21 protein-coding genes, 1 tRNA gene and 1 pseudogene are annotated in these 22851 nt (G+C 74.0%); 5 read left to right on the plus strand and 18 right to left on the minus strand.

The genetic code is table 11. The features are described 5' to 3' along the window. Positions 1-107 precede the first annotated feature (107 nt). Positions 108-1334: a glycosyltransferase family 9 protein gene (locus ASF82_RS14425; protein WP_235491299.1), complete on the plus strand. Its 1227-nt coding sequence runs from the start codon at positions 108-110 to the stop codon at positions 1332-1334. A 109-nt stretch (positions 1335-1443) separates the two neighbouring features. On the opposite strand, the gene ASF82_RS16250 is transcribed toward ASF82_RS14425, so the two are convergent. Beyond that, positions 1444-2568, minus strand: a complete 1125-nt coding sequence (locus ASF82_RS16250) for a hypothetical protein (protein ID WP_056058456.1) — start codon at positions 2566-2568, stop codon at positions 1444-1446. A 437-nt stretch (positions 2569-3005) separates the two neighbouring features. Between ASF82_RS16250 and ASF82_RS16255 the strand changes: the two are divergent. After that, positions 3006-3242, plus strand: a pseudogene (locus ASF82_RS16255) (nitroreductase); the annotation flags it as partial. A gap of 203 nt (positions 3243-3445) precedes the next feature. Here ASF82_RS16255 and ASF82_RS15670 read toward each other — a convergent pair. The 9 genes from ASF82_RS15670 to ASF82_RS14475 all read right to left on the minus strand — a co-directional run bounded on the left by ASF82_RS15670 (position 3446) and on the right by ASF82_RS14475 (position 14414). Then, positions 3446-3598, minus strand: coding sequence for a hypothetical protein (locus ASF82_RS15670; protein ID WP_156370173.1), 153 nt, complete (start codon positions 3596-3598; stop codon positions 3446-3448). Next, positions 3595-4365: an ABC transporter ATP-binding protein gene (locus ASF82_RS14440; protein WP_082514669.1), complete on the minus strand. Its 771-nt coding sequence runs from the start codon at positions 4363-4365 to the stop codon at positions 3595-3597. The genes ASF82_RS15670 and ASF82_RS14440 overlap by 4 nt, the downstream gene beginning before the upstream one ends. Further along, positions 4362-6347 carry a hypothetical protein gene (locus ASF82_RS15830; protein ID WP_056058463.1) on the minus strand — a complete coding sequence of 662 codons (1986 nt, stop codon included), beginning with the start codon at positions 6345-6347 and terminating at the stop codon, positions 4362-4364. Before ASF82_RS15830 ends, ASF82_RS14440 begins: the two co-directional genes overlap by 4 nt. Beyond that, positions 6329-6790, minus strand: coding sequence for a lactococcin 972 family bacteriocin (locus tag ASF82_RS14450; protein WP_156370177.1), 462 nt, complete (start codon positions 6788-6790; stop codon positions 6329-6331). Before ASF82_RS14450 ends, ASF82_RS15830 begins: the two co-directional genes overlap by 19 nt. Before the next feature lie 300 nt (positions 6791-7090). Continuing rightward, complete coding sequence (locus ASF82_RS14455) at positions 7091-9739, minus strand: ATP-dependent Clp protease ATP-binding subunit (protein ID WP_056058467.1); 2649 nt, start codon at positions 9737-9739, stop codon at positions 7091-7093. Positions 9740-10014: 275 nt separating this feature from the next. Continuing rightward, positions 10015-10503: a hypothetical protein gene (locus ASF82_RS14460; RefSeq protein ID WP_156370179.1), complete on the minus strand. Its 489-nt coding sequence runs from the start codon at positions 10501-10503 to the stop codon at positions 10015-10017. A gap of 146 nt (positions 10504-10649) precedes the next feature. Next, on the minus strand, positions 10650-11534 hold the full coding sequence (locus tag ASF82_RS14465) for a Rieske (2Fe-2S) protein (protein WP_056058472.1): 885 nt from the start codon (positions 11532-11534) through the stop codon (positions 10650-10652). A gap of 172 nt (positions 11535-11706) precedes the next feature. Continuing rightward, positions 11707-13032, minus strand: a complete 1326-nt coding sequence (locus ASF82_RS14470; protein WP_056059274.1) for an APC family permease — start codon at positions 13030-13032, stop codon at positions 11707-11709. A gap of 461 nt (positions 13033-13493) precedes the next feature. After that, entirely contained in the window at positions 13494-14414 is a 921-nt protein-coding gene (locus ASF82_RS14475; protein WP_056058475.1) for a LysR family transcriptional regulator ArgP, read from the minus strand. A gap of 91 nt (positions 14415-14505) precedes the next feature. Here ASF82_RS14475 and ASF82_RS14480 point away from each other — a divergent pair, with 91 nt between their 5' ends. Further along, the gene (locus ASF82_RS14480) at positions 14506-15351 is read left to right on the plus strand and encodes a LysE/ArgO family amino acid transporter (protein ID WP_235491300.1); all 846 of its coding nucleotides are present in this window, start codon (positions 14506-14508) and stop codon (positions 15349-15351) included. An 81-nt stretch (positions 15352-15432) separates the two neighbouring features. After that, positions 15433-16236 carry a TSUP family transporter gene (locus ASF82_RS14485; protein ID WP_056058478.1) on the plus strand — a complete coding sequence of 268 codons (804 nt, stop codon included), beginning with the start codon at positions 15433-15435 and terminating at the stop codon, positions 16234-16236. Between the two features lie 29 nt (positions 16237-16265). Here the strand turns inward: ASF82_RS14485 and ASF82_RS14490 are convergent, their stop codons facing one another. From ASF82_RS14490 to ASF82_RS15675, 7 genes are all read right to left on the minus strand, one after another. Further along, the gene (locus ASF82_RS14490) at positions 16266-17411 is read right to left on the minus strand and encodes a zinc-dependent alcohol dehydrogenase (protein WP_235491301.1); all 1146 of its coding nucleotides are present in this window, start codon (positions 17409-17411) and stop codon (positions 16266-16268) included. 20 nt (positions 17412-17431) lie between these two features. Continuing rightward, positions 17432-17911 (minus strand): hypothetical protein, encoded by a 480-nt coding sequence (locus tag ASF82_RS14495; RefSeq protein WP_056058485.1) that lies wholly within the window; start codon positions 17909-17911, stop codon positions 17432-17434. Positions 17912-18062: 151 nt separating this feature from the next. Further along, positions 18063-18944 (minus strand): manganese catalase family protein, encoded by an 882-nt coding sequence (locus ASF82_RS14500; RefSeq protein WP_056058488.1) that lies wholly within the window; start codon positions 18942-18944, stop codon positions 18063-18065. A gap of 171 nt (positions 18945-19115) precedes the next feature. Beyond that, a complete protein-coding gene (locus ASF82_RS14505; RefSeq protein WP_056058491.1) occupies positions 19116-19493 on the minus strand; it encodes a hypothetical protein in 378 nt (125 codons plus the stop codon). A gap of 168 nt (positions 19494-19661) precedes the next feature. Next, a complete protein-coding gene (locus ASF82_RS14510) occupies positions 19662-20138 on the minus strand; it encodes a hypothetical protein (RefSeq protein WP_056058494.1) in 477 nt (158 codons plus the stop codon). A 581-nt stretch (positions 20139-20719) separates the two neighbouring features. Further along, entirely contained in the window at positions 20720-20998 is a 279-nt protein-coding gene (locus ASF82_RS14515) for a hypothetical protein (RefSeq protein WP_056058496.1), read from the minus strand. Next, positions 20998-21162, minus strand: a complete 165-nt coding sequence (locus ASF82_RS15675) for a hypothetical protein (protein WP_156370181.1) — start codon at positions 21160-21162, stop codon at positions 20998-21000. The genes ASF82_RS14515 and ASF82_RS15675 overlap by 1 nt, the downstream gene beginning before the upstream one ends. Positions 21163-21393: 231 nt before the next feature. Between ASF82_RS15675 and ASF82_RS14520 the strand changes: the two genes are divergently transcribed. After that, positions 21394-21464, plus strand: a tRNA-Gly gene (locus ASF82_RS14520). A 102-nt stretch (positions 21465-21566) separates the two neighbouring features. Here ASF82_RS14520 and ASF82_RS15380 read toward each other — a convergent pair. Continuing rightward, a complete protein-coding gene (locus ASF82_RS15380; RefSeq protein ID WP_082514673.1) occupies positions 21567-22781 on the minus strand; it encodes a site-specific integrase in 1215 nt (404 codons plus the stop codon). Between the last annotated feature and the right edge of the window lie 70 nt (positions 22782-22851).

Here is a 22851-nt window from a genome sequence, read left to right on the forward strand (position 1 = left end):
GCCCACGACGCGTCGTCTCGACGCCCCGGCGGCGGCGCGCCCGGCGGCGCGCCCGTTTGAGCCCGGGCGCGCCCGGGCAGGGAGCAGCCACCAGAGAGAGGACCCTCGTGAGCCCCGACCGACGCCAGACGATCCCCGGACTCCCGCCCCTCGGCGAGCCCTTCCCCGACGTGCGGCGCATCGCCGTGCTGCGCGGCGGCGGGCTCGGCGACCTCGTGTTCGCGCTGCCGGCGATCGCCGCGCTGAGGGCGAGCTACCCGGGCGCCTCGGTGACCCTGCTCGGGTCGCCCGTGCACCGCGCGCTCCTGGCGGGGCGGCCCGACGTCGTCGACGAGGTCGACGTGCTGCCGGTCGTGCCGGGCGTGGGCGACGCGTCGGGCACCGAGGTCGACGACGCCGCCACCGAGCGCTCCGTCGAGCGGCACCGCGCCCGGGGCTACGACCTCGCCGTGCAGGTGCACGGCGGCGGGCGCAACTCGAACCCCTTCCTGCTGCGGCTCGGGGCACGGCACACGATCGGCACCCGCACCTCCGACGCGGTGCCCCTCGAGCGCACCATCCCGTACGTCTACTACCAGCACGAGGTGCTGCGGGCCCTCGAGGTCGTCGCGCTCGCCGGGGCGGCCCCTGTGGGAGGCGCGGTGCTGACCCCGACCCCGGCCGAGCTCGAGCGCGGTGCCGAGCTGCTCGGCCGTTCCGGCGCCGGCGGTGACGGTCGCCCGGTGGTCGCGCTCCATCCCGGGGCGAGCGACCCGAGGAGGCGCTGGTCGCCCGACCGCTTCGGTCACCTCGCGGCCCGGCTCGCGCACCACGGCGTGCGGGTCGTCGTCGTCGGCGACGGGGAGGACGTGGCCCTGGCCGACCACGTCGTGGCGGCGGCCCGTGCGCGGGAGCCTCGCCGCGCCTCCCTGGTGGGCTCGCTCGCCGGTCAGCTGAGCCTCTCCGACCTCGTCGGGGTGCTCGCGTCGGTCGACGTCGTCGTCGCCGACGACAGCGGGCCCCGGCACGTGGCCGAGGCGGTGGGCACGGCGACGAGCTCGGTGTTCTGGTTCGGCAACGTGATCAACGCGGGCGCCCTGGGGCGCACGCGGCACCGCGTCGCCATGGCGTACACGACGGCCTGCCCGGTGTGCGGCGCCGACATCACGCAGGTGGGGTGGACGGCGGAGCGCTGCGAGCACGACGCGAGCGTGGTCGACGCCGTCACGCTCGACGAGGTGTGGGGTAACACGCGGGAGGTGCTCGACGGGGTGCTCGCCGCCCGCGGCGAGCGGGTCGGGCGTGACCTCGACGGCGGCACGCAGGTCGACTCCAGCTACGGCCTGCACGTCTGACCCGGCCACGGCACCCGTCCTCGCACCGACACCCCCTCCTCGCACGCGAACCCCGCCGCGGCAGGGTTCCCGTGCGAGAAGGGGGTTCTCGGGAGCAGAGCGCCGAGGGTCAGCGAGCGTCGATGGAGAACTGCACCGGCTCGGGCAGGTCGCCCATGCTGAGCGTGTAGGTCGTCACGACGCCCGCCGGAGCGGCCAGGTCGAGCGTGATCGACGTGCCCCGCAGCCAGCTGCCCGTCACGAAACGACCGCGCGCGTCGGTGATCATGAAGCTCGCGAACGACGAGCCGTGGACGGTCACCGAGGCCCGGCCGTCGACGATGTCGCCCACGACGACGTCGCCGGGAGCGGGCGTCCCCGGCTCGACGGGATCGACGGGGTCGACGGGGTCGACGGGGTCGACCGGGTCGACCGGATCGACGGGGTCGACCGGGTCGACCGGATCGATCGGGTCGACGGGGTCGATCGGGTCGACCGGCGCGACCGGGCCGGTCCCGGTGCGGTCCAGGACGACATCGTGGCTCTCGACGACCGTCGTGCCCTGACGGACCTTCAGCGTGTACGACGTCGAGGTGCCGTCCGCCGCCTCGAGGGAGGCGCGCGACGTGCCGTCGGTGCCGAAGCTGCCGCTGAACGCGAAGCGGCCGTCGGCGTCGTAGATGCCGAAGGTGTGACCGGCGGGGCCGGTGAGGGCCAGCTGGGCCCAGCCGCCCTGGAAGGCGGACACCGACCACGAGGCGAGGCCGTCGCCGGGCGCCCCGGGCTGCTCGGGGCCGACGGGCTGCTCCGGGTCGACCGGGAGCTCCGGGTCGGCGGGAGTGCCGGGGTCGACGTCGGACCGCGGGTCGACGCTCCACTGCGAGAGGTACGGCACGCCCCCGACGACGGAGCGCACCTCGAAGTGGTTCTCGCGCTCGTTGGCGATGCGGATCGACACGGTGCCGCGGCCCGTGCCGTCGAGCAGGACGCGGGTCTCGACCCCTCGCTCGTTCGTGAACACGACGAAGGCGTCCGGTGCGCCCTGGACGGCGACGTCGACGGCGCCGTCGCTGATCGACACGACGGTGACCGCGGGGCGCTCGGCCGTCCCGCTGGTGTCGATCGAGCTGGCGGCGGCCGCGGTGGCGGCGCCGGCGGTCGGCGCGGGCGCGGCGAACGCCGGGCCGGCGACGAGGGAGGCGAGGACGACGCCGGTGGCGCCGATCGTCGCGAGGCAGGCTTTCTTCGGGGGCATGGTGCTCCTTGGGTCAGGCGTGCCGAGGCGGCACGCTGACCGGAATGCTACACACCGCATATCTCCCATGCTGAGCGCGCGCTCGGTCTCGTGCGCGACCGCCCGCACAGAGGAACGCCCTCCTCCGCCACGGGTGGGGCAGGGGAGGGCGTTCCGGCCGCGAGGGTCCAGGTCTCGCAGCGACGCGTCGACGGACCGTCGTTCGGGCTCGGGCCTGCCGTGGCGACCGGGGTTCGGGCCTCCGATCGCCTGCGTGAGAGCAACGGTAGACGTGACCCCCGACCGGGGCGAGGGGGTGGACCGGCCGCTCCGCGTCGTGGAAGAAAGCGAGTGGTGCTCAGGGCCAGCTGTCCTCCTCGGGGTGGGTCACGACGAGCTCGCGGATCTCGCTGCGCGCCGGCATGCCGAGCACGTAGAGCACCGCGTCGGCGACGTCCCAGTTCGTGTCGTTCCCGATGGAGCGGCCCGAGCGCTGGGCGCAGGTCGAGCGGCTGCTGGCGGTGCCCGACGACCTCGAGCTGATGGCCGTGTACCGGATCGGCCACGTGCCTCCCGAGCGGGTGCGCCCGGCGATCGACTGGGTCAGCGACGAGCGGCGGCGGATCTCGCAGTACGTCTTCCGCGAGGACTGCCGCACGCCGCAGACGGGGTGGGACGAGCCGCCCGTGGCGTGACCGCCGCGGTCACGAACCACGTCCTCGCCCCCGAACCACGCCGCGGCGGGGTTCCGCTGCGAGGACGTGGTTCGTCACGGTGAGGCGGGCGGCGGGCGGCGGACGGCGGGCAGTGGCGGCGGGCGGCTGCCGCGAGCGCACGAGAGCGGCGCCGCCCTCGTCGGGGCGACGCCGCTCTGGCGTGGTGGGGCGGGGGCCGTCGACTAGTTGTCGGTCGACTCCGAGTCCTTGTCGTCGTCGACGAGCCCGGCCTTCTTGCCGTCGGGGAGCTCCTCGGTGTACTTCGCCTGCTCGTCGGTGATCTCGGTGGATCCGTCGGGGGCGGTGGACGGGGTGGTGTCGTCGGTTGCGCTCATGCCCCCGACGATACGCCCGCGGCCGCGCGAGCGACCTGATCCGCGCCTCCCAGCTCGACGACCACGTCGCACCACTCCGCGACGACGGGGTCGTGGGTCGCGACGACCACGACGGTGCCCTCCCGGCGCAGCTCGTCGAGGGCGTCGAGCACCAGCTCGCGCCCCGCGGCGTCGAGCGCCGAGGTCGGTTCGTCGGCCACCACGAGCGCGGGGCGGTGGACGAGGAGGCGCGCGGCGGCCACCCGCTGCTGCTCACCGCCGCTGAGGTGGCCGGTGACGTCGTCGCCCCGTCCGTCGAGCTGCAGTCGACGCAGCGCGGCTCGCCCCCGCGCCCGTCTCGTCTCGCGGCTGACCCCGTGCGGGCGTACGACGTCGACGTTCTCGCGGACGGTCCACTCCGGCACCAGGCTGCCGTGCTGCAGCAGGACGCCGCACGTCTCACGGAGGTGTCGGCGCAGGGCGCGGCTCCCCGCCGTGCCGACGGCGGAGCCCGCGACCGTCACGGTCCCCGTGGTCGGGGCCCGGAGACCCGCGATGCACGCCAGTAGGGACGACTTCCCGCTGCCGTTCGGCCCCGTCACCGCCACCGCGGCACCCGGCTCGGCCGTCAGGTCGAGGCCGCGCCACAGGTCCCGGCGCCTTGTCCGCAGACCGAGGCCCGCCACGACGAGGGGGGCGGTCGGCCCTCGGGACGGTGCGGGAGGCCCGGGAGGCGCGGTGGCGGTCGTCGGCACCGGCGTCGGCCGGCCTCGGTGCGGGTGGGTCACGGGGTCTCCTCGGAGGGCAGGGCGGCGGCGGTGGGGGACGGGCGTGCGAGGCGGCGTCGGGCGGCGAGGAGCGCCGCGCCCGCGAGGGCGACGTGCAGCCCGACGGCCGCGCCGGTGACGACGAGGGCGTCGGCAGGGCCGTCGGGCCGCGCGACCGTGAGACCGAGCGCGCAGGCGGCGGTGGTGAGGCCGGCGCCGACGACGACGTGGGGGAGGTCGACCGACCAGTCCGAGCGTCCGACGGTCGCGAGGAGCAGCCGACGCCGACGGGTGCGCGTGACGTGCGCCGTCGTCGCCACGACGAGCCCGGCCGCGAGGGCGAGCCCGCCGAGCCCCGCCGCGAGGACGACGAGGCGCTGCTCGGCGAGCACCTCGCGGGCGGCGCGGGCGTAGCCGTCACCGACGGTCTCCCACCCGTGGACGAGGGGCAGCACGCCGACGTCGTCGAGGGCCGCCTCCACCGAGGTGCGGTCGTCGAAGACCACCCGGCCGTTGAAGGCGGCGGTCGCCAGCACGTCGTCGGGCAGGTGCACCAGGGGCACCTCGACGATCACGGTCGGCGGCCCGTCGACGGGGGAGAGGCGCAGGGTCGCGGGGTCGGGCACGACGACGCCGGGCGGCAGGGTCTCGAGGCGAGCGCCGAGCGGAGGCAGCACGTCGCCGGTCGTGGTCCAGACCATCCGGAGGTAGGCGACGACGTCGGCGGCGAGGGCCCGTGCCGCCTCGGGGTCGCCTGCGGTCCGCACGACGACGACGTCGTCCCCGTCGCCGTGCGGCTCGCCGGTCTCGGCGCCGGTGCCGGTGCGGGTCCCGACCCGGGCGGTGACGAGCGCGCCGGGAACGGTGTCGGGGTCGCCCATCGTCGCCCTGCCGGAGGCGATCTCGTCACGGGCCACCCGGGCGAGCGCCCGGTCGAACTCGCGGTCGTCAGCGCCGGCGAGGCCGACGCTGAGCACGGACCCCTCGTGCAGGTCGAGCTGCGCCGCGGAGGAGGTCGCGACACGGTCGGCGGCGTCGGCGGCGCGCTGGCCGAGGGCGACCTCGCCCGCCACGACCGCGACGAGGGCGACGTGCAGCGCGATCGGCACGACGAGCGCACGCCGGCGGCTCCCTGCTCCGGTGCTGGCTGAGAGCAGCCTCGACGGCCGGGGTCCGTGCGCCGCCGTCGCTCGACAGAGGAGCAGCCACGCTGTCGTTCCGCCCCAGATCAGAGCGATCACGGGCAGGACGAACTCGGGTCTCCGGAGCCCGCCGACGCTCCACCAGAGAGCCAGCACGAGCAGCACCGAGCCGAGGGCCGCTCCTGCCAGGGGCGATGCTGCCTCCCGGAGCTCGGCGACGAGGGCACGTCGTCGGGTCCACCCGACGAGCGCGCAGACCAGGCGGCGTCGGCGGCCGCGCTCGGCCTCGACGCCGGCCGCACCGAGGGCGACGAGCATCACCGTCACGAGCAGCCCGGCGACGGAGGGCACCGTGACCAGCGCCCGGAGCTCGTCGAGAGGCCCCACCGTCGCGTCCGCCGCGGTGAAGCCGGCGCTGTCGAGAGCGGCGAGGAGGGGGCTCGGGTCGTCCGCGTCGGTCACGTAGAAGCCGCGGGGGTCGAGGTCGAGCCAGGAGTCGTGGTCGGCGAGGGTCCATCGCACCCAGGGGCCCAGGGGCTGCCCGGCTCCGCCGGTCAGGGGATGGACGAGCGAGTCGCCGACACCAGCGCCGGGCGAGTCGTCCGGGGTCATGCGGGCGACCTGGTCGCCCGTCGACGTCACCGCCCGGAGGAGTTCCTGCCGTGTCGCGTCGTGCCCGAGGTCCGGCGGCGTCTCCAGGACGACGACCCCGGTGCCCCGGCCGCCGCTCCCGCCGCTTCCCCAGATGTCCTGGCCCTCGGCGGCGGCCAGGGCGACGCCCGCGGCGAGCGCGTAGGCCGCCACGACGGCGATCACCGTCGTGGCGCCCGTGCGCCGACGGGTCAGAGGACCGCCCACCACGCCGTGTTGTTGCTCTTGCTCTTCGCCCTCACCGCGCTGGCGAGGTAGGACGGTGCCGCGTTGCCCGAGCGCAGGCACTGCGTCTGCCCGTTCGCGCAGGCCGTGGCCCGGTGCGTCCTCGAGTAGTGCTGGTACTTGGCGTACACGGTGGAGGACGTCACGCCCCACTCGAAGTACCCGCCGCCCACGTACGTCGATCCGAGGGTGGAGAACTCGCCGGCCGGCATCATGCCGGACTCCGCCTCCGTGCCGGTGGTCGCGGCCGTGGTGGCCGACTCCGAGGTCGACGTCGATGTCGACGTCGAGGTCGCGGTCGGGGTCGACGCCGGGGCGGGAGCGGCGACCGCAGGTGCGAGCCCCGCGCCGAGCACGAGCGCTCCCGTGGTCGCGAGGGTGGCCAGGCTCCGCCCGACGGTCGTCCCGATGCTGCTGACACTGGTCATGATCACCCGTTCCTGTCTGCTCGACCGATCCTCGATCGTGCATACATACCCTGACATTAAAACCAGGAACGTCACAAGGTCGGCGGCTGTCTGATGCAGGGACACGGGGAATGCGAGAGAGATCCGTCGTCGAGGAGCCGGGTGGCGCGGCTCCGGCCTCGTCATCCGGCGGATCACGCTCAAATTTGAGAAGAGAGCGCGAGAGCAGGGTCACGGCGGCGGACGCAGGGAGGCGCGGTGCCGGTCAGACCGACACCGCGCCTCCGCAGTCCCGCAGCCGTAGCCGCAGCCGCCCCGCGGCTAGGCCGCGCTCGCGACCTCCGCCGCGACAGGGCGGGCGACGAGCTCGCCGTCGCCTCCGACGCTGACCAGCACGTGCCCGCCGGCCGCGACCGCGCCGGAGACCATCAGGTCGGCGAGCCGGTCGTCGACCTCGCGCTGGATCGTGCGGCGCAGCGGCCGGGCGCCGAACTCGGGCTCGTAGCCGTGGTCGACGATCCAGTCGGTGGCCGCGTCGTCGATCTCGACCGCGATGCCCTGGGCCTGGAGGCGACGCGAGGTCGCCCCGAGCAGCAGGCGCACGATGTCGCGCAGCTGCGCCCGGTCGAGCTTGCGGAAGAGCACGATCTCGTCGATGCGGTTGAGGAACTCGGGCCGCATCGCCTCCCGCAGCTTGCCCATGACGCGGTCGCGCAGCGCCTTCTCCGACCCGAAGCCGTTCCCGGCCGCGGGGTCGGAGCCGACGGGCCCGGCCGGCGTGAAGCCGAGGGCTCCGCCGCGCGAGGCGAGGAACTCCGAGCCGAGGTTCGACGTCATCACGACGACCGTGTTGCGGAAGTCGACCGTGCGGCCCTGGCCGTCGGTCAGCCGCCCGTCGTCGAGCACCTGGAGCAGCAGGTTGAACACGTCGGGGTGCGCCTTCTCGATCTCGTCGAGCAGGATCACCGAGTACGGGTTCCGCCGCACGCGCTCGGTCAGCTGGCCGGCCTCGTCGTAGCCGACGTAGCCGGGAGGGGAGCCGACCAGGCGGCTCACCGTGTGGCGCTCGCCGTACTCGCTCATGTCGAGCCGGATCATCGCGCCCTCGTCGCCGAAGAGCGACTCGGCCAGGGCCTTCGCCAGCTCGGTCTTGCCGACGCCGGTCGGCCCGAGGAAGAGGAACGACCCGGTCGGGCGGGCGGGGTCGCCGAGGCCCGTCCGGCTGCGCCGCACCGACTTGGCGATCGCGGTGACCGCGTCGTCCTGGCCGACCACCCGGGCGTGCAGCTCCTGCTCGAGCAGGGCGAGCCGCGAGCGGTCGCCGTCGGTGAGGCGCGCGACCGGGATGCCCGTGGCGCGGGCGGCCATCTCGGCGACGTCCGCCGCGGTGATCTCCGTGCCGACCGCCTCCGTGCCGACCGCCGCCGTGCTGTCGGCGTGACCGCTCCCGACCGCCGCGGCCAGCGACTCCTGCACGGCCTCGATCTCGTCGCGCAGGTGCGACGCCTCCTCGTAGCGCTCCGCGGCGACCGCGGCGTGCTTCGACGACTCGAGCTCGGCGAGCCGGGCCTGGAGCGCCGCGGTGTCGACCCGGCCGCCGAGGCGCAGGCGACGACGGGCGCCGGCCTGGTCGATCAGGTCGATCGCCTTGTCGGGCAGGAACCTGTCGCTGACGTAGCGCGCCGACAGCTCGACGGCCGCGCGCAGGGCTTCCGGCGCGTAGGCGACGCCGTGGTGCTCCTCGTAGCGCGGGGCGAGCCCGGTGAGGATGAGCACGGCGTCGTCGACGCTCGGCTCGGGCACCGTGACGGGCTGGAAGCGGCGCTCGAGGGCGGCGTCCTTCTCGATCGTGCGGTACTCCTTCAGCGTCGTCGCGCCGATGAGGTGCAGCTCGCCGCGGGCGAGGCGGGGCTTGAGGATGTTCCCGGCGTCCATGGTGCCGTCGCCGTTGCCGCCGGCCCCGACGACCGTGTGGATCTCGTCGAGGAAGACGATCAGCTCGCCCTGGTGGGCGGCGATCTCGTCGACGACCGTCGTGAGGCGCTCCTCGAAGTCGCCGCGGTAGCGGGTGCCGCTGACCATGCCGGCCAGGTCGAGCGTGACGACGCGCTTGCCCTGCAGCAGCTCGGGCACGTCGCCGTCGACGATGCGCTGGGCGAGGCCCTCGACGATGGCGGTCTTGCCGACGCCGGGCTCGCCGATCAGCACCGGGTTGTTCTTCGTCCGGCGCAGCAGGATCTCGACGGTCTGCTCGACCTCGTCGGCCCGGCCGATCACCGGGTCGATCTCGCCGCGGCGGGCGCGCGCCGTGAGGTCGCTGCCGTACTGGTCGAGGGTGGGCGTGCCGGAGTCGCGGGCCGGGTCGCCGGCACCGGTCGCGTCGGTGCCCGTGCCGGCTCCGCTCCCGGCCGCGCCTGCGGCGCCTCCCGCGGTCGACCCGCCGGTCGGCGACCCGTCGCGGACGAACGCCTGGAGCGCCTGCGGGGTGATGCCCGCGGCGGCGAGCAGCTGCCCGCTGACCGACTGCTGGTCGACGACCAGCGAGAAGAAGACGTGCTCGGGGTCGACGTAGGTCGAGCCGAACGCGCGGGCGGCCTGTGCGGCCTGGAGCAGGACGCGCTGGGCGGCCGGGGTGAGGGCGACGGTGCTGGGGGTGTCGGACGAGGGGCCGGGGAGGCGGCTGTCGACGGCTCGGAGCAGGGCGTCGCGGTCGACGCCCGCGTGGCGGACGACGTCGGCGGCGGGCGACTCGTCGAGGAGCACCCGCAGGACGTGCAGGGAGTCGACCTCGGCGTGGCCACGGCTGGTGGCGAACTCGCCGGCCCGGGTGACGAGCCCGTGGGCGGCGCTGCTGAGCAGGCGCGAGATGTCGACGGGGCGTCCGGTCTGACCCGACCGGGCGCCGTTCATGAGGCGGGCGAGGAACTCGTCGAACGAGCCGCCGTCGCCGGAGCCGAACTGTGCAGGCATGGTACCTCCTGGGGAAACTTGAGTGGCTGCGACTCAAGTAAACGCAGGGAGCCCCGGGTCATTCCCGGTCGGCGGAAGAAGTTGAGCGGAGTCGGCTCAACCTGCCACGTCAGGTCGCCGGGCGGCTCCCCTCGCCGCCCCCGCGCCTCCGGCCCCTCCGCCCTCTCGACCGCTCCGTGTCGCAAATGCCGACCATCAGCGCCGCAATACGGGGTTTTCCCCCTGTTGCGACCCGGCCGAGCCTGCGACGGTCGGCATTTGCGACGAAGAGCGGGTCAGGAGCCGGTGCGGGCGCCGGCGAGGCGCTCGTCCGTGGCGCCGTCGGGCCCGGCGGCGGCCTCGGCGCCGCTGGTGTGCGCGCTCGCCTTGCCCTGGTCGTCGCCCTCGTCGCCCTCGGCGTCGGCGCCCGGCGCGTTCGCGAACTCGGCGCCGTAGCTCTCGCTGTCGAGGTCGGGGATGTCGAGCATCTCCTGCGGCCAGGCCGGCCGGGAGGGCTGGAGGCGCAGCGTCGCCTCCTCGAGGTCGCGGATGACGTCCTCGTCGACGGGCTCGTCCTGGCTGTTCTCGACCGGGGTGGAGAACACCTGGCTCGCCGGGCCGATGAGCAGGTGCGCGTAGGCCTTGCTGCCGCCCTCGGTCACGACGGGCACGGACACGATGTCGGAGGTGTCGGCCTCGGCGAGCGCCCTCGCGTAGCGGAGCACGGCCTTGCAGGTGCGGTCACCGACCAGCATGTAGCTGCCGGAGTAGTGGAGTCGTCTCATGGGATCGACCGAACCACGAGGGGCCCGGCCGTGCTCGCCCTTGCCCGCGGGGCGTCCGTGCACTACGCGCACCGCGCCTCCGGCGGGCTCCCTACCGCCCCGGAGGGGGAGCGAGGGCCTGCCGGAGGCGCGGGTCGGCCGGGCGGTCAGCCCGCGTCGGGCAGCCGCACCTCCACCGTGCCGTCGACGACGCGGGTGTCGAACCGCGGCTGCGGCGACGTCGCCGGACCGTGCACGACCTCGCCGGTGCGCATCGAGAAGACGCTGTCGTGCCAGGGGCACGAGACGCAGGCCTCGCCGGGCTTGCCCGCGTCGGTGACGAGCTCGCCCTCGGAGAGCGGTCCGGAGAGGTGGCTGCAGACGCTCGAGAGCACCTCCACCTCGTCGCCGCGACGCAGCGCGACGAGCGGCTGCCCGTCGAGGTCGAGGCCGGTCAGTTCGCCCTCGGGCAGGGCGTCGAGGCGGGTGACCTCGTGCCAGCCGGGCGAGACGAGGTGCGGCACGTCCTCCGCGTGGTTCGCGCCGACGGCCTGGCGGTAGGCGAGGTGTCCGCCGATGAAGCCGCCGAGGCCCACCGCTCCGAGGCCCGCGAACGAGAGCACCTTGGCGCTCGTCTGCTTGCCGCGCAGCCGCTGCAGGTACGAGGCGCCGTAGAGCGCGGTGCCGACGAGGTTGGCGGCGGAGTGCACGAGCCCGGTGCGCTTCTGCTGTTCGTGCGTGGCCGACCAGTCGGCGAAGCCGGCCAGGGCCGACGGGGCGACCGCGAGCACGCCGGCGCCGACGAGGGTGCGGGCGGGGCGCTCCTGGCCGGGCATCAGGTCGAGGAGGGCCGCGCTGATCCACGCGCCGGTCGGCACGAGCACCATCACGGGGTGCAGCGGGTGGCCGGCGGGCACGCCGTGCAGCAGGTCGCGCAGCGCCCGGGGCTTCAGCACGGCGTCGACGACGCCGGCCACCTTCTCGACGAGCGGGTCGAGCCTCTTCTCGCGCTCGACCGCCTCGAGTGCCTTGACGATCCTGAGTTCGCGCATGGTGCCTCCTCCGCCCTCGCGGGCTGTCGTGCGCCGCGGCTGCTGTGCCGCGGGCGGTCGTGCGGTCGGTCGGGCCGTGCTCCGAGTCGACACCGGCGGGGCGCCGGGCGCCCGGCCCGGGCCGGAGCTGTTCGCGTCGCGGACGACGCGCGGTCGGTGCGGTCCGGGTGCCTCAGGCCCGGTCGGCGCCGGTGCCGCTGCTGGTGCCGGTGCCCGCGCCGCTGCCGGCTTCCGGGCCGCGGCGGCTGCCGAGCTTCGCGAGCAGGTAGAGCACGACGCCCGCGGCGAGCATGATCGCGCCGAACAGCCACACCTGGGCGCTCTGCTGCGTGAGCAGCAGGACGCAGGAGGCGACGCCCAGCACGGGCACGGCCGTCCAGACCCGGAAGTGCTCGTGCTCGACGCGGTCCTTCCGCAGCACGAGCACCGCGACGTTCGTGCTGACGAACACGAAGAGCAGCAGCAGCACGACCGTCTCGGCGAGCGTGCCGATGTCGCCGACGAGGGTGAGCCCCATCGCGACGGCCGTGGTGACGAGGATGGCGGCCCACGGCGTGCGGCGCTTCTCGAGCACGGCGCCGAGCGGGCGGGGCAGCAGCCCCTGCTCGGCCATGCCGTAGGTGACGCGGCTCGACATGATCATGGTGAGCAGGGCGCCGTTGGCGACCGCGATCAGCGCGATGAGGCTGAACAGCCACGAGGGCACGGCGACGCCGCTGGCCGCGACGACGTCGAGCAGGGGGCCGGTCGAGCCGCTGAGCTCGTCGGCGGGCAGGGCGATCGCGCTGGCGAGGCAGACGAGCACGTAGACGACGCCGGCGGTGGCGAGGGCGCCGAACAGGGCGCGGGGGTAGACGCGGCGGGGCTCGCGCACCTCCTCGGCGATGTTGGCGCTCGTCTCGAAGCCGACGAACGAGTAGTAGGCGATGATCGCGGCGCCGAGCGTCGCGATCGCCGGGTCAGCATCGGCCGGGAACTCGCCGACGCGGCCGACGTCGCCGCCCCCGCTGCCGAGCATCACGGCGACGACGACGATCACGATGACGAGGCCGCTCACCTCGATCACGGTCATCACGACGTTGCCCTTGAGCGACTCGCTGATGCCGCGGGCATTGAGGCAGGCGACGAGGGCGAGGAAGGCGATGGCGGTCGGCACGGTCGGCAGGTCGACGAAGGTCGACAGGTAGTCGCCGGCGAACGCGAGCGAGAGGCCGGCCGCGCTGACGACGCCGGCGGCGAGCATGCTGAAGCCGACCAGGAACGAGATCACCGGCTGACGGAACGCCCTCTCGGCGAAGATCGCCGCGCCTCCGGCCTTCGGGTACTTGGTGACGAGCTCGGCGTACGAGCCCGCGGTCAGCAGCGCGAGCAGCAGGGCGAGCAGCAGCGGGGCCCAGAGCGCGCCGCCGACCTCGGCCGAGAGCGTGCCCATGAGGGCGTAGATGCCGGCGCCGAGCACGTCGCCGAGGATGAAGAGGTACAGCAGCGGGCCGGTGATCGCCTGCTTGAGCTTCGAGCCGCCGGCGGCGCCGTCGGCGCCCGGGGTGCCGGAGTCGCGGGTCGAGCCGGAGTCGCGGGTCGAGCCCTCGGGACGGGCCGGCTCCGAGGAGGCGGCGGCGGGTCGGGCGGGCGTGGTCACGTGTCCTCCTGGCGGCGGGCGCCGTCGGGCCCGGCCGTCCTGTCGGCCGCGCCCCGGCGCCCACCGAGGCAACCACCGGCCCTGCACGCGGGGCCTCATCGCGTCAGGGGCTTGCGCCGCGCCGCTGCCGTGTGCTGAGCCTGCGCGGGGTGCACGGGTCTGTCGCCGCCCGTCTCGCGTCGGACCGGGTGGTGTGGGCAGTGCGGCGGGTCCGTGTCCCCGTGGGCGGGTCAGCGCCGGCCCGCCCACGAGGACACGGACCCGCCCGCTCGCGAAGGGCTCGGCCCGAGTGCGGCAGGGCGGGCCGGGCGCCGCACCGCTCAGGCGGGCGGCAGCAGCGCCCCCGCGGCGCCCGCCCGGACGGCCGCCGAGACGCGGTCGAGCAGGGGGGAGGCCAGCGTCCAGCGCTGCCACCAGAGCTCGACGTCGACCACGTCGCCCGGCGACAGCTCGACGAGCCGCCCCGCGGCGAGGTCGTCGGCGCTCTGCTGGTCGGGCAGCAGCGCCCAGCCGAGGCCGAGCCCGACGGCCCGCACGAAGTCCGACGACGAGGGCACGTAGTGCCGCGGCGGGCGCGGGTCGTAGCCGAGCGCCCGGCGGAGGAACCCCCGCTGCAGGTCGTCGTTGCGGTCGAACGAGAGCATCGGCGTCGCGTCGACCCGGCCGATCGACGGCACCCCGCCGAGCCAGCGGTCGACGTACCCGGGGCTCGCCACCGCGCGGTACCGCATCGTGCCGAGCGCCTCCGACGTGCAGCCCTGGATCGGCTCCCTCGTCGACGTCACCGCCGCGAGCACGTCGCCCTGGCGCAGCAGGGTCGTCGTCCGCTCCTCGTCCTCGCGCCGGATGTCGAACACCACGGGCGCCTCCGGCGGCAGCGACGCCAGCGCGTCGAGGAACCAGGTGGCGAGCGAGTCGGCGTTGACGGCCAGGGCCAGCGACGGGGGCGGCGCACCCGCGTCGGAGGCGCCTCCTCGTGCTCCGTGCCCCAGCTCGGCCGCCGTGTCGGCGGCGAGCAGCTGCACCTGGCGGGCGTAGCGCAGCACGACGTCGCCGGCCGCGGTCGGCACGACCGGCGTCGTGCGCTGCAGCAGCACCTGGCCCGCGGTGCGCTCGAGCGCCTTGATGCGCTGCGAGACAGCCGACTGCGTCATGTGCAGCCGCTGGGCCGCGGCCTCGAAGGTGCCCTCGTCGACGATGGCGCGCAGGGTCTCGAGGTGGTCGAGCGCGAACGGCGTCACGCGCGCGGCCCCGAGATCGTCATCAGCACAGCTTATGCGGCATGACGATCTGTAGCTGGAGAGATGCACGGCGCGGACGTAGCGTCGCCGGGTGACCACTTCCACGCTGCTGCTGACCTCCCTCACGGGCATGGGCACCGGGCTCGCCCTCATCGTCGCGATCGGCGCCCAGAACGCGTACGTCCTCAAGCTCGGCCTGCAGGGCGTGAACCGAGTGATCGTGCCGGTCATCGTGATCTGCGCCCTCAGCGACGCCGTGCTCATCACCGCGGGCGTCGCCGGGGTCGGTGCGGTGGTCGCCGCTGCTCCGCAGGCGCTCGTCGTCGTGCGGGTCGTGGGGGCGGCGTTCCTCCTCGTCTACGCCGGGTTCGCCGCCCGTCGGGCGCTCCGGCCGGTCGGAGGGCTGACGGTCGACGGGCCCGACGAGGCCCCCTCGCCCGGCACGCCCACCGCGTCCGGCACGCCCGCCGCGCCCGTGGTCGGCCCCGGCTCCGGGCCCCTCGAGCCCGTCGGCGCCACCGGCCCGGTCGAGGGACCCCTCAGCGGCTCGGTCACCAGCCCCGCCACCGGCTCGGTCGCGACGGTCGCCGCCCCGGCGCCGGCCCGCTCGTCGACCCCTGGCCGTGCGCCCGGCTCCGCCCCGGTCCGCCGCCGCACGGCCGTCCTCACCGTCCTCGCCCTCACCTGGCTCAACCCGCACACCTACCTCGACACGATCGTCTTCCTCGGCTCGGTGGCCAACCAGCAGGAGGGCGACCTGCGCTGGTGGTTCGCCGGGGGAGCGATCGCGGGCAGCCTCGCGTGGTTCGCGGCGCTGGGCCTCGGCTCGCGCCTCCTGCGCCCCTTCTTCGCGCGGCCGTCGTCGTGGCGGATCCTCGACGGGCTCATCGCCGTCGTCATGACCGTGCTCGGCCTGGAGCTGCTGCTCGGCGCCTGACGCTGCAGGTCGGGGTGCGCGGCCAGGGGCGCTGAGCCCGGGAGGCGCGGGCCCGGTCGGTAGGCTCACGGCGGGGGGCACATGGACTGGCTGGGCGTCGCGGTGCTGCTCGTCGTCGCCGTCGGCGCCGCGTGCCAGGTCGCCTCGGGGCTCGGCTTCGCGCTCGTCTGCTCGCCGTTGCTCGTGCTGGTGCTCGGTCACGGCCCCGGCGTGCGTGTGGTGCTGGTCATGTCGATCGTGCTCAACCTCGTGGTGCTCGCGCGCTCGTGGCAGCACGTCCGCCTCGGCGACGCGCTGCGGCTGCTCGTGCCCGCCGCCCTGTTCGTCACGCCGACCGCCCTGCTGGCGCAGTCGGTGCGCACGCCGCTGCTCTCGCTGCTCGCGGGGTCGGTCGTGGTCGTCGCGACCGCGCTCGTCATCGCGCGCCGCGAGCTGCGCTGGCTCGACGGCACCCGCGGGGCGGTCGCGGCCGGGGCCGCCAGCGGCGTCTTCAACACGCTCGCCGCGGCGTCGGGCCCGCCGGTGGCGATCTTCGCCGCGCAGCGTCGGTGGGAACCGCGCGTGATGAGCGCCACCCTCCAGGCCTTCTCGCTGCCGCTCAACCTCGTGACACTCGCCGTGCTGGTGCTCGTCGGCGACGGCGCTGGCGGTGGCGGTGGCGGTAGCGCCGCCTCCGCCACCGCCGTCGCCGTTGGCGCGGCCGCCCCAGCCGGCCTGCCCCTAGCCCCGCTCGCCTGGGCCGTCGCCGGCCTCCTGGCCGGAGCCGCCGCGGGAGTCGCGCTGGGCCACCGCGTCCCCGCCCCCGTCGTGCGGGCGGTCGCCCTGGGCGTCGCGCTGCTCGGCGGCGCGACGCTGGTGACCACCGGGCTCACCGGGCTCCTCTGAGGGGCCGCGCCCGCGCCTCCTCGACGCCGCTACGGGCGGAACACCGCCCGCACGCAGCCGTCCTCCTTCTCCTTGAACATCTCGTAGCCCCGCGGCGCCTCGTCGAGCGGCATCACGTGGGTCGCGAGGTGCTCGGTGGTCAGCTCGCCGGCGGCCATGCGCTCGAGCAGCATCGGCGTGTACCGCTGCCCGTGCATCTGGGCCCCGCGCATGGTCAGCCCCTTGTTCATCAGCGCCCCGAGCGGGAACTTGTCGACCACCCCGCCGAAGACGCCGAGCACGAACACGCTGCCGCCCTTGCGGGCCGCCGTCACGGCCTCGCGCACGGCCGTGGGCCGGTCGGTCTGCAGCCGCAGCTGCTGCTTGACCATGTCGTAGCCGAAGTCCGGCCGGTCGCGGTGGGCCTCCATGCCGACGGCCTCGATGCAGACGTCGGGGCCCCGGCCGCCGGTGAGCTCGCGCAGCTCGGGCAGCACCTCGACCTGCGTGTAGTCCATCGTCTCGGCGCCGATCACGTCACGCACCTGTGCGAGGCGCTCGGGCAGGCGGTCGATGACGACGACGCGTTCCGCCCCGAGCAGCAGGGAGGCGCGGGCCGCCATCTGCCCGACGCCGCCGGCACCCCAGACGGCCACGGTCGACCCCGGCCCGACGCCGCCGAGGTCGGCGCCCATCCAGCCGGTCGGCGCCGCGTCGGAGGCGAACAGCGCGCGCTCGTCGCTGACCGACTCGGGCACGGTGAAGGCCCCGACGTCGGCGTACGGCACCCGGATGTACTCCGCGTGGCTGCCCGCCCAGCCGCCGACCGCGTGCGAGTAGCCGAAGCAGCCGCCGGGTGACTGGCCCCAGAGGCCCTCGGCGATGCCCGCGTTCGGGTTGCCGTTGTCGCAGAGCGAGTACTGCTCCTGCCGGCAGTACCAGCAGCGGCCGCAGGCGATGAACGAGTTGACGACGACCCGGTCGCCGACGGCGTGCCGGCGGACGGCCGAGCCGACCTCGACGACCTCGCCGACGAACTCGTGGCCGAGCACGTCGCCGGAGCGCATGGTCGGCACGTAGCCGCCGAGCAGGTGCAGGTCTTTGCCGCACGAGGTGGTGAGAGACACCTTGACGATCGCGTCGTGGGCGTTGAGCAGCCTCGGCTCGTCGACCTGCTCGACACGGAGGTCGTTCACCCCGTTCCAGACGAGCGCCCTCACAGCGCACCCGCCCCGAACGCGCGACGCTCGGCGCCGTCGACGAGGGCACCCGCGACCGTGTGCTTCCGGCGCCCCTCGGGCCGCGGCAGCTGCTGCAGCACCTCGCCCGTCTCGACGCGCGTCTTGAGCTCGCGGAGGGCCCGGCGCAGCGTGTCGGCGGGGTCGCCGCCGAGCTGCTCGCGGACGACGGCCTCGGCCCGGCCGCCGGGCAGCACCCGCGCGTGCAGCTCGGTGCCGCGGTCGCCGGGGGCCGGCAGGAGGCGCGTCTCGACGACCTCCGCGAGCCGGTCGAACGGCGGCCCGACGACGCCGCCCGGGGCGATGTCGTCCGGCGTCGCCAGGACGGTCACGGACTTCCAGCCGTCGGCGACGGGCTGCTTCTCCGCGTGGCGCCGGGCCAGGGCCGCGGCGGCCGCCGCCGCGGAGGCGGCGACGCCCGCGCCGGCTCCGAGCAGGGCGAGGGTGCTCTTGTTCATGGTGGTCTCCTTCGGGGGCGGGCGGGTGCGGACGAGCCGACCCGCGACTCCTTCGTCATCAGGGTGGGGGATGCACGAGGACCCCGCCCCGGGCGGGCGTCCCGGGCGGGGAAGCTCGTCCGGGACGGGGTCCTGGTGAGGGAGGGCCGGGTCAGCCCTTGTGGAGGGCGTCCTTGACGGCGCCCTTCGTCTTCTCGAGCAGCGGCGACTTGCCGGTCGTGCCGTGGAAGCGCTCGTCGGGCGTCGTCGGCGCGGGCATCGGCGCCGTCGTCGTGGGGCCGTCGTGGTAGCTGAACTCGCCCTTGCCGTCGGGGGTGGGGCCGCTGGCCCACGAGCCCTCCTTCGCGTGCGCGCCGTCGGAGAAGTTGAGGTACTGGTAGTTCACCGTCTGGTCCTCCTTCGACTGCGGGAAGGTGCTCGGCACCGGGAACTGCTCGATGCCGTCGTCCTGCAGCTCCTGGATCGCCGCGAGCCACTGGTTCTGGTGCATGGTGTCGCGCGCGATGAGGAAGCTCAGGAGGTCCTTCACGCCCTTGTCGTCGGTCATGTGGTAGAGCCGGGCGGCCTGGAGGCGGCCCTGCATCTCGCCGTTCGCGTTGGCCGTGAAGTCGGCGAGCAGGTTGCCGCTCGAGGTGATGAACGCGCCCTGCCAGGGGTTGCCCATGCTGTCGACGGGGCGGGCGCCGGCGCCGGCGACGATCGCCTGCTGCACGTCGGTGCCGCCGATCACGGCCGCCATGACGGGGTCGTTCTGCACGGCCTCGTCGGTGAGGCCCACGGGGGCCTTCTCGAGCAGCTGCGAGATCATGATGGCGAGCATCTCGACGTGCCCGAACTCCTCGGCGGCGATGCCGAAGAGCAGGTCGCGGTACTTGCCGGGGATGTGGGTGTTCCAGGCCTGGAAGCCGTACTGCATGGCGATGGTGATCTCGCCGTACTGGCCGCCGAGCACCTCCTGCAGCTTGCGGGCGTAGACGGCGTCGGGGGCGTCGGGGGTCGCGCTGTGCTGCAGCTCTTGCTCGTGGAAGAACATGGGGGTCCTCTCGTCGAGCGGATGGACCTCCACACCACGCCGGGAGGCGCGGGTCGACACCCAGGGGAGCGCTCGCCGGGGCACGCATCGCCAAACGGGCTTGACGGGAGGCGCGGGGTGCGGGACCCTGCGCGGGCTCGGCTCGGCTCGGCTCGGCTCGGCTCGGCGGGGTTAGGCGCCCTCGGCCCCGGTCGCCCCGGTCGCCCCACTCGCGACGGACGTCGTCGGGGTCGCCTCGCCGGCGGCGCCGACGGGCGGCTCGGGGAGGAGCTGGAGGCCCTGGCCGCTGTTGGCCGACTCGGTGAGCACGGCGATCCACCGCGGGTTGATGGTCGGCGGTCGGCTGCCCGCGAACGAGAAGCGCAGGCTCACGGTCGGGTGGATCCACACGCTGCTGCGGCCGTCGCCGGCCGAGGCGGGCTCCTTCCAGGAGAAGACGAAGCTCTCCTGGCGGCGGATCTTGGTGATGATCACGATCTGGAGGTGGGCCAGCACGCGGTCGTCCAGCTGCACCTCCGCGGTGCCGCCGTCGTAGGTCAGGTAGCCCACGGTGCCTCCCGTCTCCTCGGCACGAGGGGCGCAGGCCCCTTCCCTCCCATGGTGCCAGGAGGCCGAGCGCTGCGCACCGTGGTGACCGGAAGGCGCACTGGCGCCCCGGACGGCCGCCCCGGCCGCCGTCAGGTGCCCGTCACGCTCGTCCTCCTGACGGTGCGGGGCTCAGCGGGCCGTGTCGTCGGCGTCCTCGATGCACGACAGCGCCTGCTCGGCGGCGTCGGAGTCGTCGTCGGCGTCGGTCGCACGGGCGAACGACGAGTTCTCGGCGGCGTCGTCGTTGGCCGACTCGAAGGTCGCGTCGAAGTCGTCCGACTCGACGTCGCCCGTCGTGGTCCAGAGGCCGATGGTGTCGCTCAGCACGTTGTTCTCGCCGAGGGGCGCCGCGACGTACCAGGTGTCGCCTTCCTGGACGGCGTAGCCGAGCAGCACGTCGTCGGTGGCCCCGTCGGCGAGGGTCGAGAGGGCGGTCGCGCCGATGCGGGTGCACGCGGCGTCGTTGGCCTGGCCCGGGTCGGTGCGGGTGGCGGACGAGCCGGGCACGTCGCCGGCGGGGTCCGTGTTCTGCGCGCCTCCGGTGCAGCCCGCGAGCGGCAGCATCAGCAGGGCGGCGAGGGGCAGCAGGGTCTTCTTCGTGATCATGAGGCCGACGCTAGGAGGACGGCCCCCGTTCCGCCCGTATTCACAGGCCCCCTTGCCCTTGGGCCCGTCGCGTCCCCCGGTGGGCGGGCCCCGCGCGGCCCGGTCGGCGTCCCCCGCAGCGCCCGGTCGTCGTCCTCGGCGCGGCCTGAGGGTCTCTCCGCTCCTCCGTCCCTGCCGAATTCGCGAGTGATCCGTGCCGCGGGCCCGCGGCTCCCGCCTGACACGGCCGCGGCGGGCCGGATCCCTCTCGGATTCCCCGGGGAGTCGCGGTCCGGTCGCGAGGACCGGCCTGCCCCCCCCCCCCCNACCGAAGGTCGGTCGCCCGCATCGCTGATCCACTCCGGAGTGGATCGGCGGCTCTCGACGTGGCGGGAGGGCGGGGGCTGCTCCACTCCGGAGTGGATCGGCGGCTCTCGACGTGGCGGGAGGGCGGAGGCTGCTCCACTCCGGAGTGGATCAGCGGATGTGGACCGTACTTCTCGGGGCGGATCTCGGTCCGGAGCTGGGCCGTGCCGCGGAGAGCAGCCCGTGCCCGCGACCGCATCGAACCGCGCCGCGCCGCGCCGACCAGGGCGCACGGCTCAGCCCAGCTCGACCCCGTGCTCGACGAACGTCAGCGCCGCGCAGCGCAGGTCGGGGCACGGCACGTGGTCTCGCGGCCGCCCCATCAGCGTGACCTCGGAGAGGCCCCCGGTGCGCTCGACGAAGCCGAGCAGCGCGGCGACGTCGTCGAAGGGCAGGCGCCGGTCGAGCACCCGCCACTGGCCGTCGTCGATCCGGTGCAGGTGCACGTCGGCGACGTCGGTCAGCGGCACGCGCACCAGCTGCTGCGCGGTCGACGTCTGACCGGCGAGGGTCATCAGGCCACCCCGCTCGCGGCGGACTCGGCGACGAAGAAGTCGCCGTAGCGGACCTCGTCGCGGCGGGTGGAGCGCTGGCCCGGCGTGGTGTGGCGTCGCGGCCGCGGCGGGTAGGTGGTGATCTTGACCGGTCGAGCGTCAGGGTCGCTGACGTAGTGGCTCATGAGGTTCTCCTCTGTCGCCCGGGTCCGCCCAGTCGGCCCCGGTGGTCCCCTCGACGCTAAGCGGGTGGACGGATCGGTGCAGGCCCTTGACAACCGGCCCCTGACCGGGGGGCACCGGGTGGAACGGGGGACGCGACGTCGTGAGCGTGCCGTCGGGCCGGCCGTCGGGCGGCCGCACAGACCGAGGAGTCGCGGGTCGCTATAGTGGGGGAGTCCGCCTCACCGCGGCGCGCGAGTGTAGTTCAATGGTAGAACTCCAGCTTCCCAAGCTGGTAGCGCGGGTTCGATTCCCGTCACTCGCTCTCAAAGTAGATACCTGGTCTTGCAGGTAGAGCGACCGAATGGCACAACTCGCCGGACGGTCGGATATGACGGTCCTTCAAGCTGTGCCATTCGGTGTGCCACTAAGAGGACTGATCCTCGTCCGGGCCGTCAGGCTGAGCTGCCTGCTGCTCTAGGCGGGCTCGTTGCCGTTCTTCCCATTTACGTTTGGCGAACAGCTCGGCCTCCTGCGGTCCGCGCTCGGCAGCGCGATGTTGGTAGTTCATGGCAGCCTGAACTGTTCCGTGACCGGCCCGGTGCTTCAGCACAGAGAGCGGAGCGCCCGTCTCGGCCATCATTGTCAGACCGACGTGGCGAAGGTCGTGGAAGTGAAGGGCGGGCAAACCGGCTGCCAGTCGCGCCTTTGACCAGGCTCGCTGTACATGCTGGTGACGCAGCACACTCTTGTCTGGTCGCCGGAAGAGCCGCTCGTCAGCAAGTGGGTCTCGGTTATGAAGCACTTGGATCAGTAGCTGAACGGTTTCGCGATCCACGTCAATGAATCGCTGCGAGGCCGTCTTGGTCTGCCCCTCGTATTGCCCGGACGCCGTTTCCGTTACACCCCGAGCTACCCGAACGCGAGCCCGGTCGAGGTCGATGTCGCTGCATCGCAACGCAAGGACTTCGCCAAGTCGAAGGTGCGCATTGAACGCAACGAGAGCAACGACGCGGATGTGGGGCGGTAGGAGAGCAATGACGGGCTCCACTTGTCCGAGTGAGAAGTAGGGCCGTTCGTCGTACTTGTTCTGTCCTGCCGACTTCAGCCGGCAGGGATTCGCGCCCCTGATCTGTTCCTCTCTGATCGCCAGGTTCAGGAGAGCCTTGAGGAGGGAGTAGCACTGGCGACGGAGAGTGGGCCGCTCGGGGAGGGAGCTGAACCAAGCATTGACTGCATGCGTCGTGATCTCGTCCAAGGGCTTATCTCCGAAGGTAGGGAGAATGTGGTTTTTGAACTGGGATTCGGAAAGTTCGCGAGTGCGTGGCTTGATGGGCCCGCCTCCCCGACCTTCCCTCACGCGCTGAAAGTGAGGGATGTAAGCAGCAAGAGTGGGAGCCTTCTTCCTCGGATCCTTCCAATGATTGTCTTCGATTTCTACCTGCGTGCGGTTGAGGAATGCGTCCGCCTCCTTCTGGGTGCGGAACGTGGTTGGGCCGGGCACCATGACGCCAGAGCCGTCGGGGCTTGGGTAGCGAGCTTGGAACCGACCCGCGCTTGTTTTACGAACGTTGCCGAATTTTCGTCGGCGACGACGATTCGGGGGAGTGGGGGCCACGCTGCTTGTGGGGTTGGAGGGCATTGGATGACTTTCAGTAAGGACGAGGCGCAGCAGCACCGGCGGGCTCGTGGTCCGCTAGTACTGCTACGGG

Origin of the sequence: Frigoribacterium sp. Leaf164 (genome assembly GCF_001423665.1) — a bacterium.
Classification (GTDB): domain Bacteria; phylum Actinomycetota; class Actinomycetes; order Actinomycetales; family Microbacteriaceae; genus Frigoribacterium; species Frigoribacterium endophyticum.

Coding starts and splice junctions, on each gene's coding strand:
- ASF82_RS14460 (WP_156370179.1), bottom strand. CDS start 10,503: ATGAGACGACTCCACTACTCCGGCAGCTACATGCTGGTCGGTGACCGC.
- ASF82_RS14495 (WP_056058485.1), bottom strand. CDS start 17,911: ATGAACAAGAGCACCCTCGCCCTGCTCGGAGCCGGCGCGGGCGTCGCC.
- ASF82_RS14500 (WP_056058488.1), bottom strand. CDS start 18,944: ATGTTCTTCCACGAGCAAGAGCTGCAGCACAGCGCGACCCCCGACGCC.
- ASF82_RS14450 (WP_156370177.1), bottom strand. CDS start 6,790: ATGACCAGTGTCAGCAGCATCGGGACGACCGTCGGGCGGAGCCTGGCC.
- ASF82_RS14515 (WP_056058496.1), bottom strand. CDS start 20,998: ATGACCCTCGCCGGTCAGACGTCGACCGCGCAGCAGCTGGTGCGCGTG.
- ASF82_RS15670 (WP_156370173.1), bottom strand. CDS start 3,598: ATGAGCGCAACCGACGACACCACCCCGTCCACCGCCCCCGACGGATCC.
- ASF82_RS15675 (WP_156370181.1), bottom strand. CDS start 21,162: ATGAGCCACTACGTCAGCGACCCTGACGCTCGACCGGTCAAGATCACC.
- ASF82_RS14510 (WP_056058494.1), bottom strand. CDS start 20,138: ATGATCACGAAGAAGACCCTGCTGCCCCTCGCCGCCCTGCTGATGCTG.
- ASF82_RS16250 (WP_056058456.1), bottom strand. CDS start 2,568: ATGCCCCCGAAGAAAGCCTGCCTCGCGACGATCGGCGCCACCGGCGTC.
- ASF82_RS15380 (WP_082514673.1), bottom strand. CDS start 22,781: ATGCCCTCCAACCCCACAAGCAGCGTGGCCCCCACTCCCCCGAATCGT.
- ASF82_RS14465 (WP_056058472.1), bottom strand. CDS start 11,534: ATGCGCGAACTCAGGATCGTCAAGGCACTCGAGGCGGTCGAGCGCGAG.
- ASF82_RS14455 (WP_056058467.1), bottom strand. CDS start 9,739: ATGCCTGCACAGTTCGGCTCCGGCGACGGCGGCTCGTTCGACGAGTTC.
- ASF82_RS14485 (WP_056058478.1), top strand. CDS start 15,433: ATGGACTGGCTGGGCGTCGCGGTGCTGCTCGTCGTCGCCGTCGGCGCC.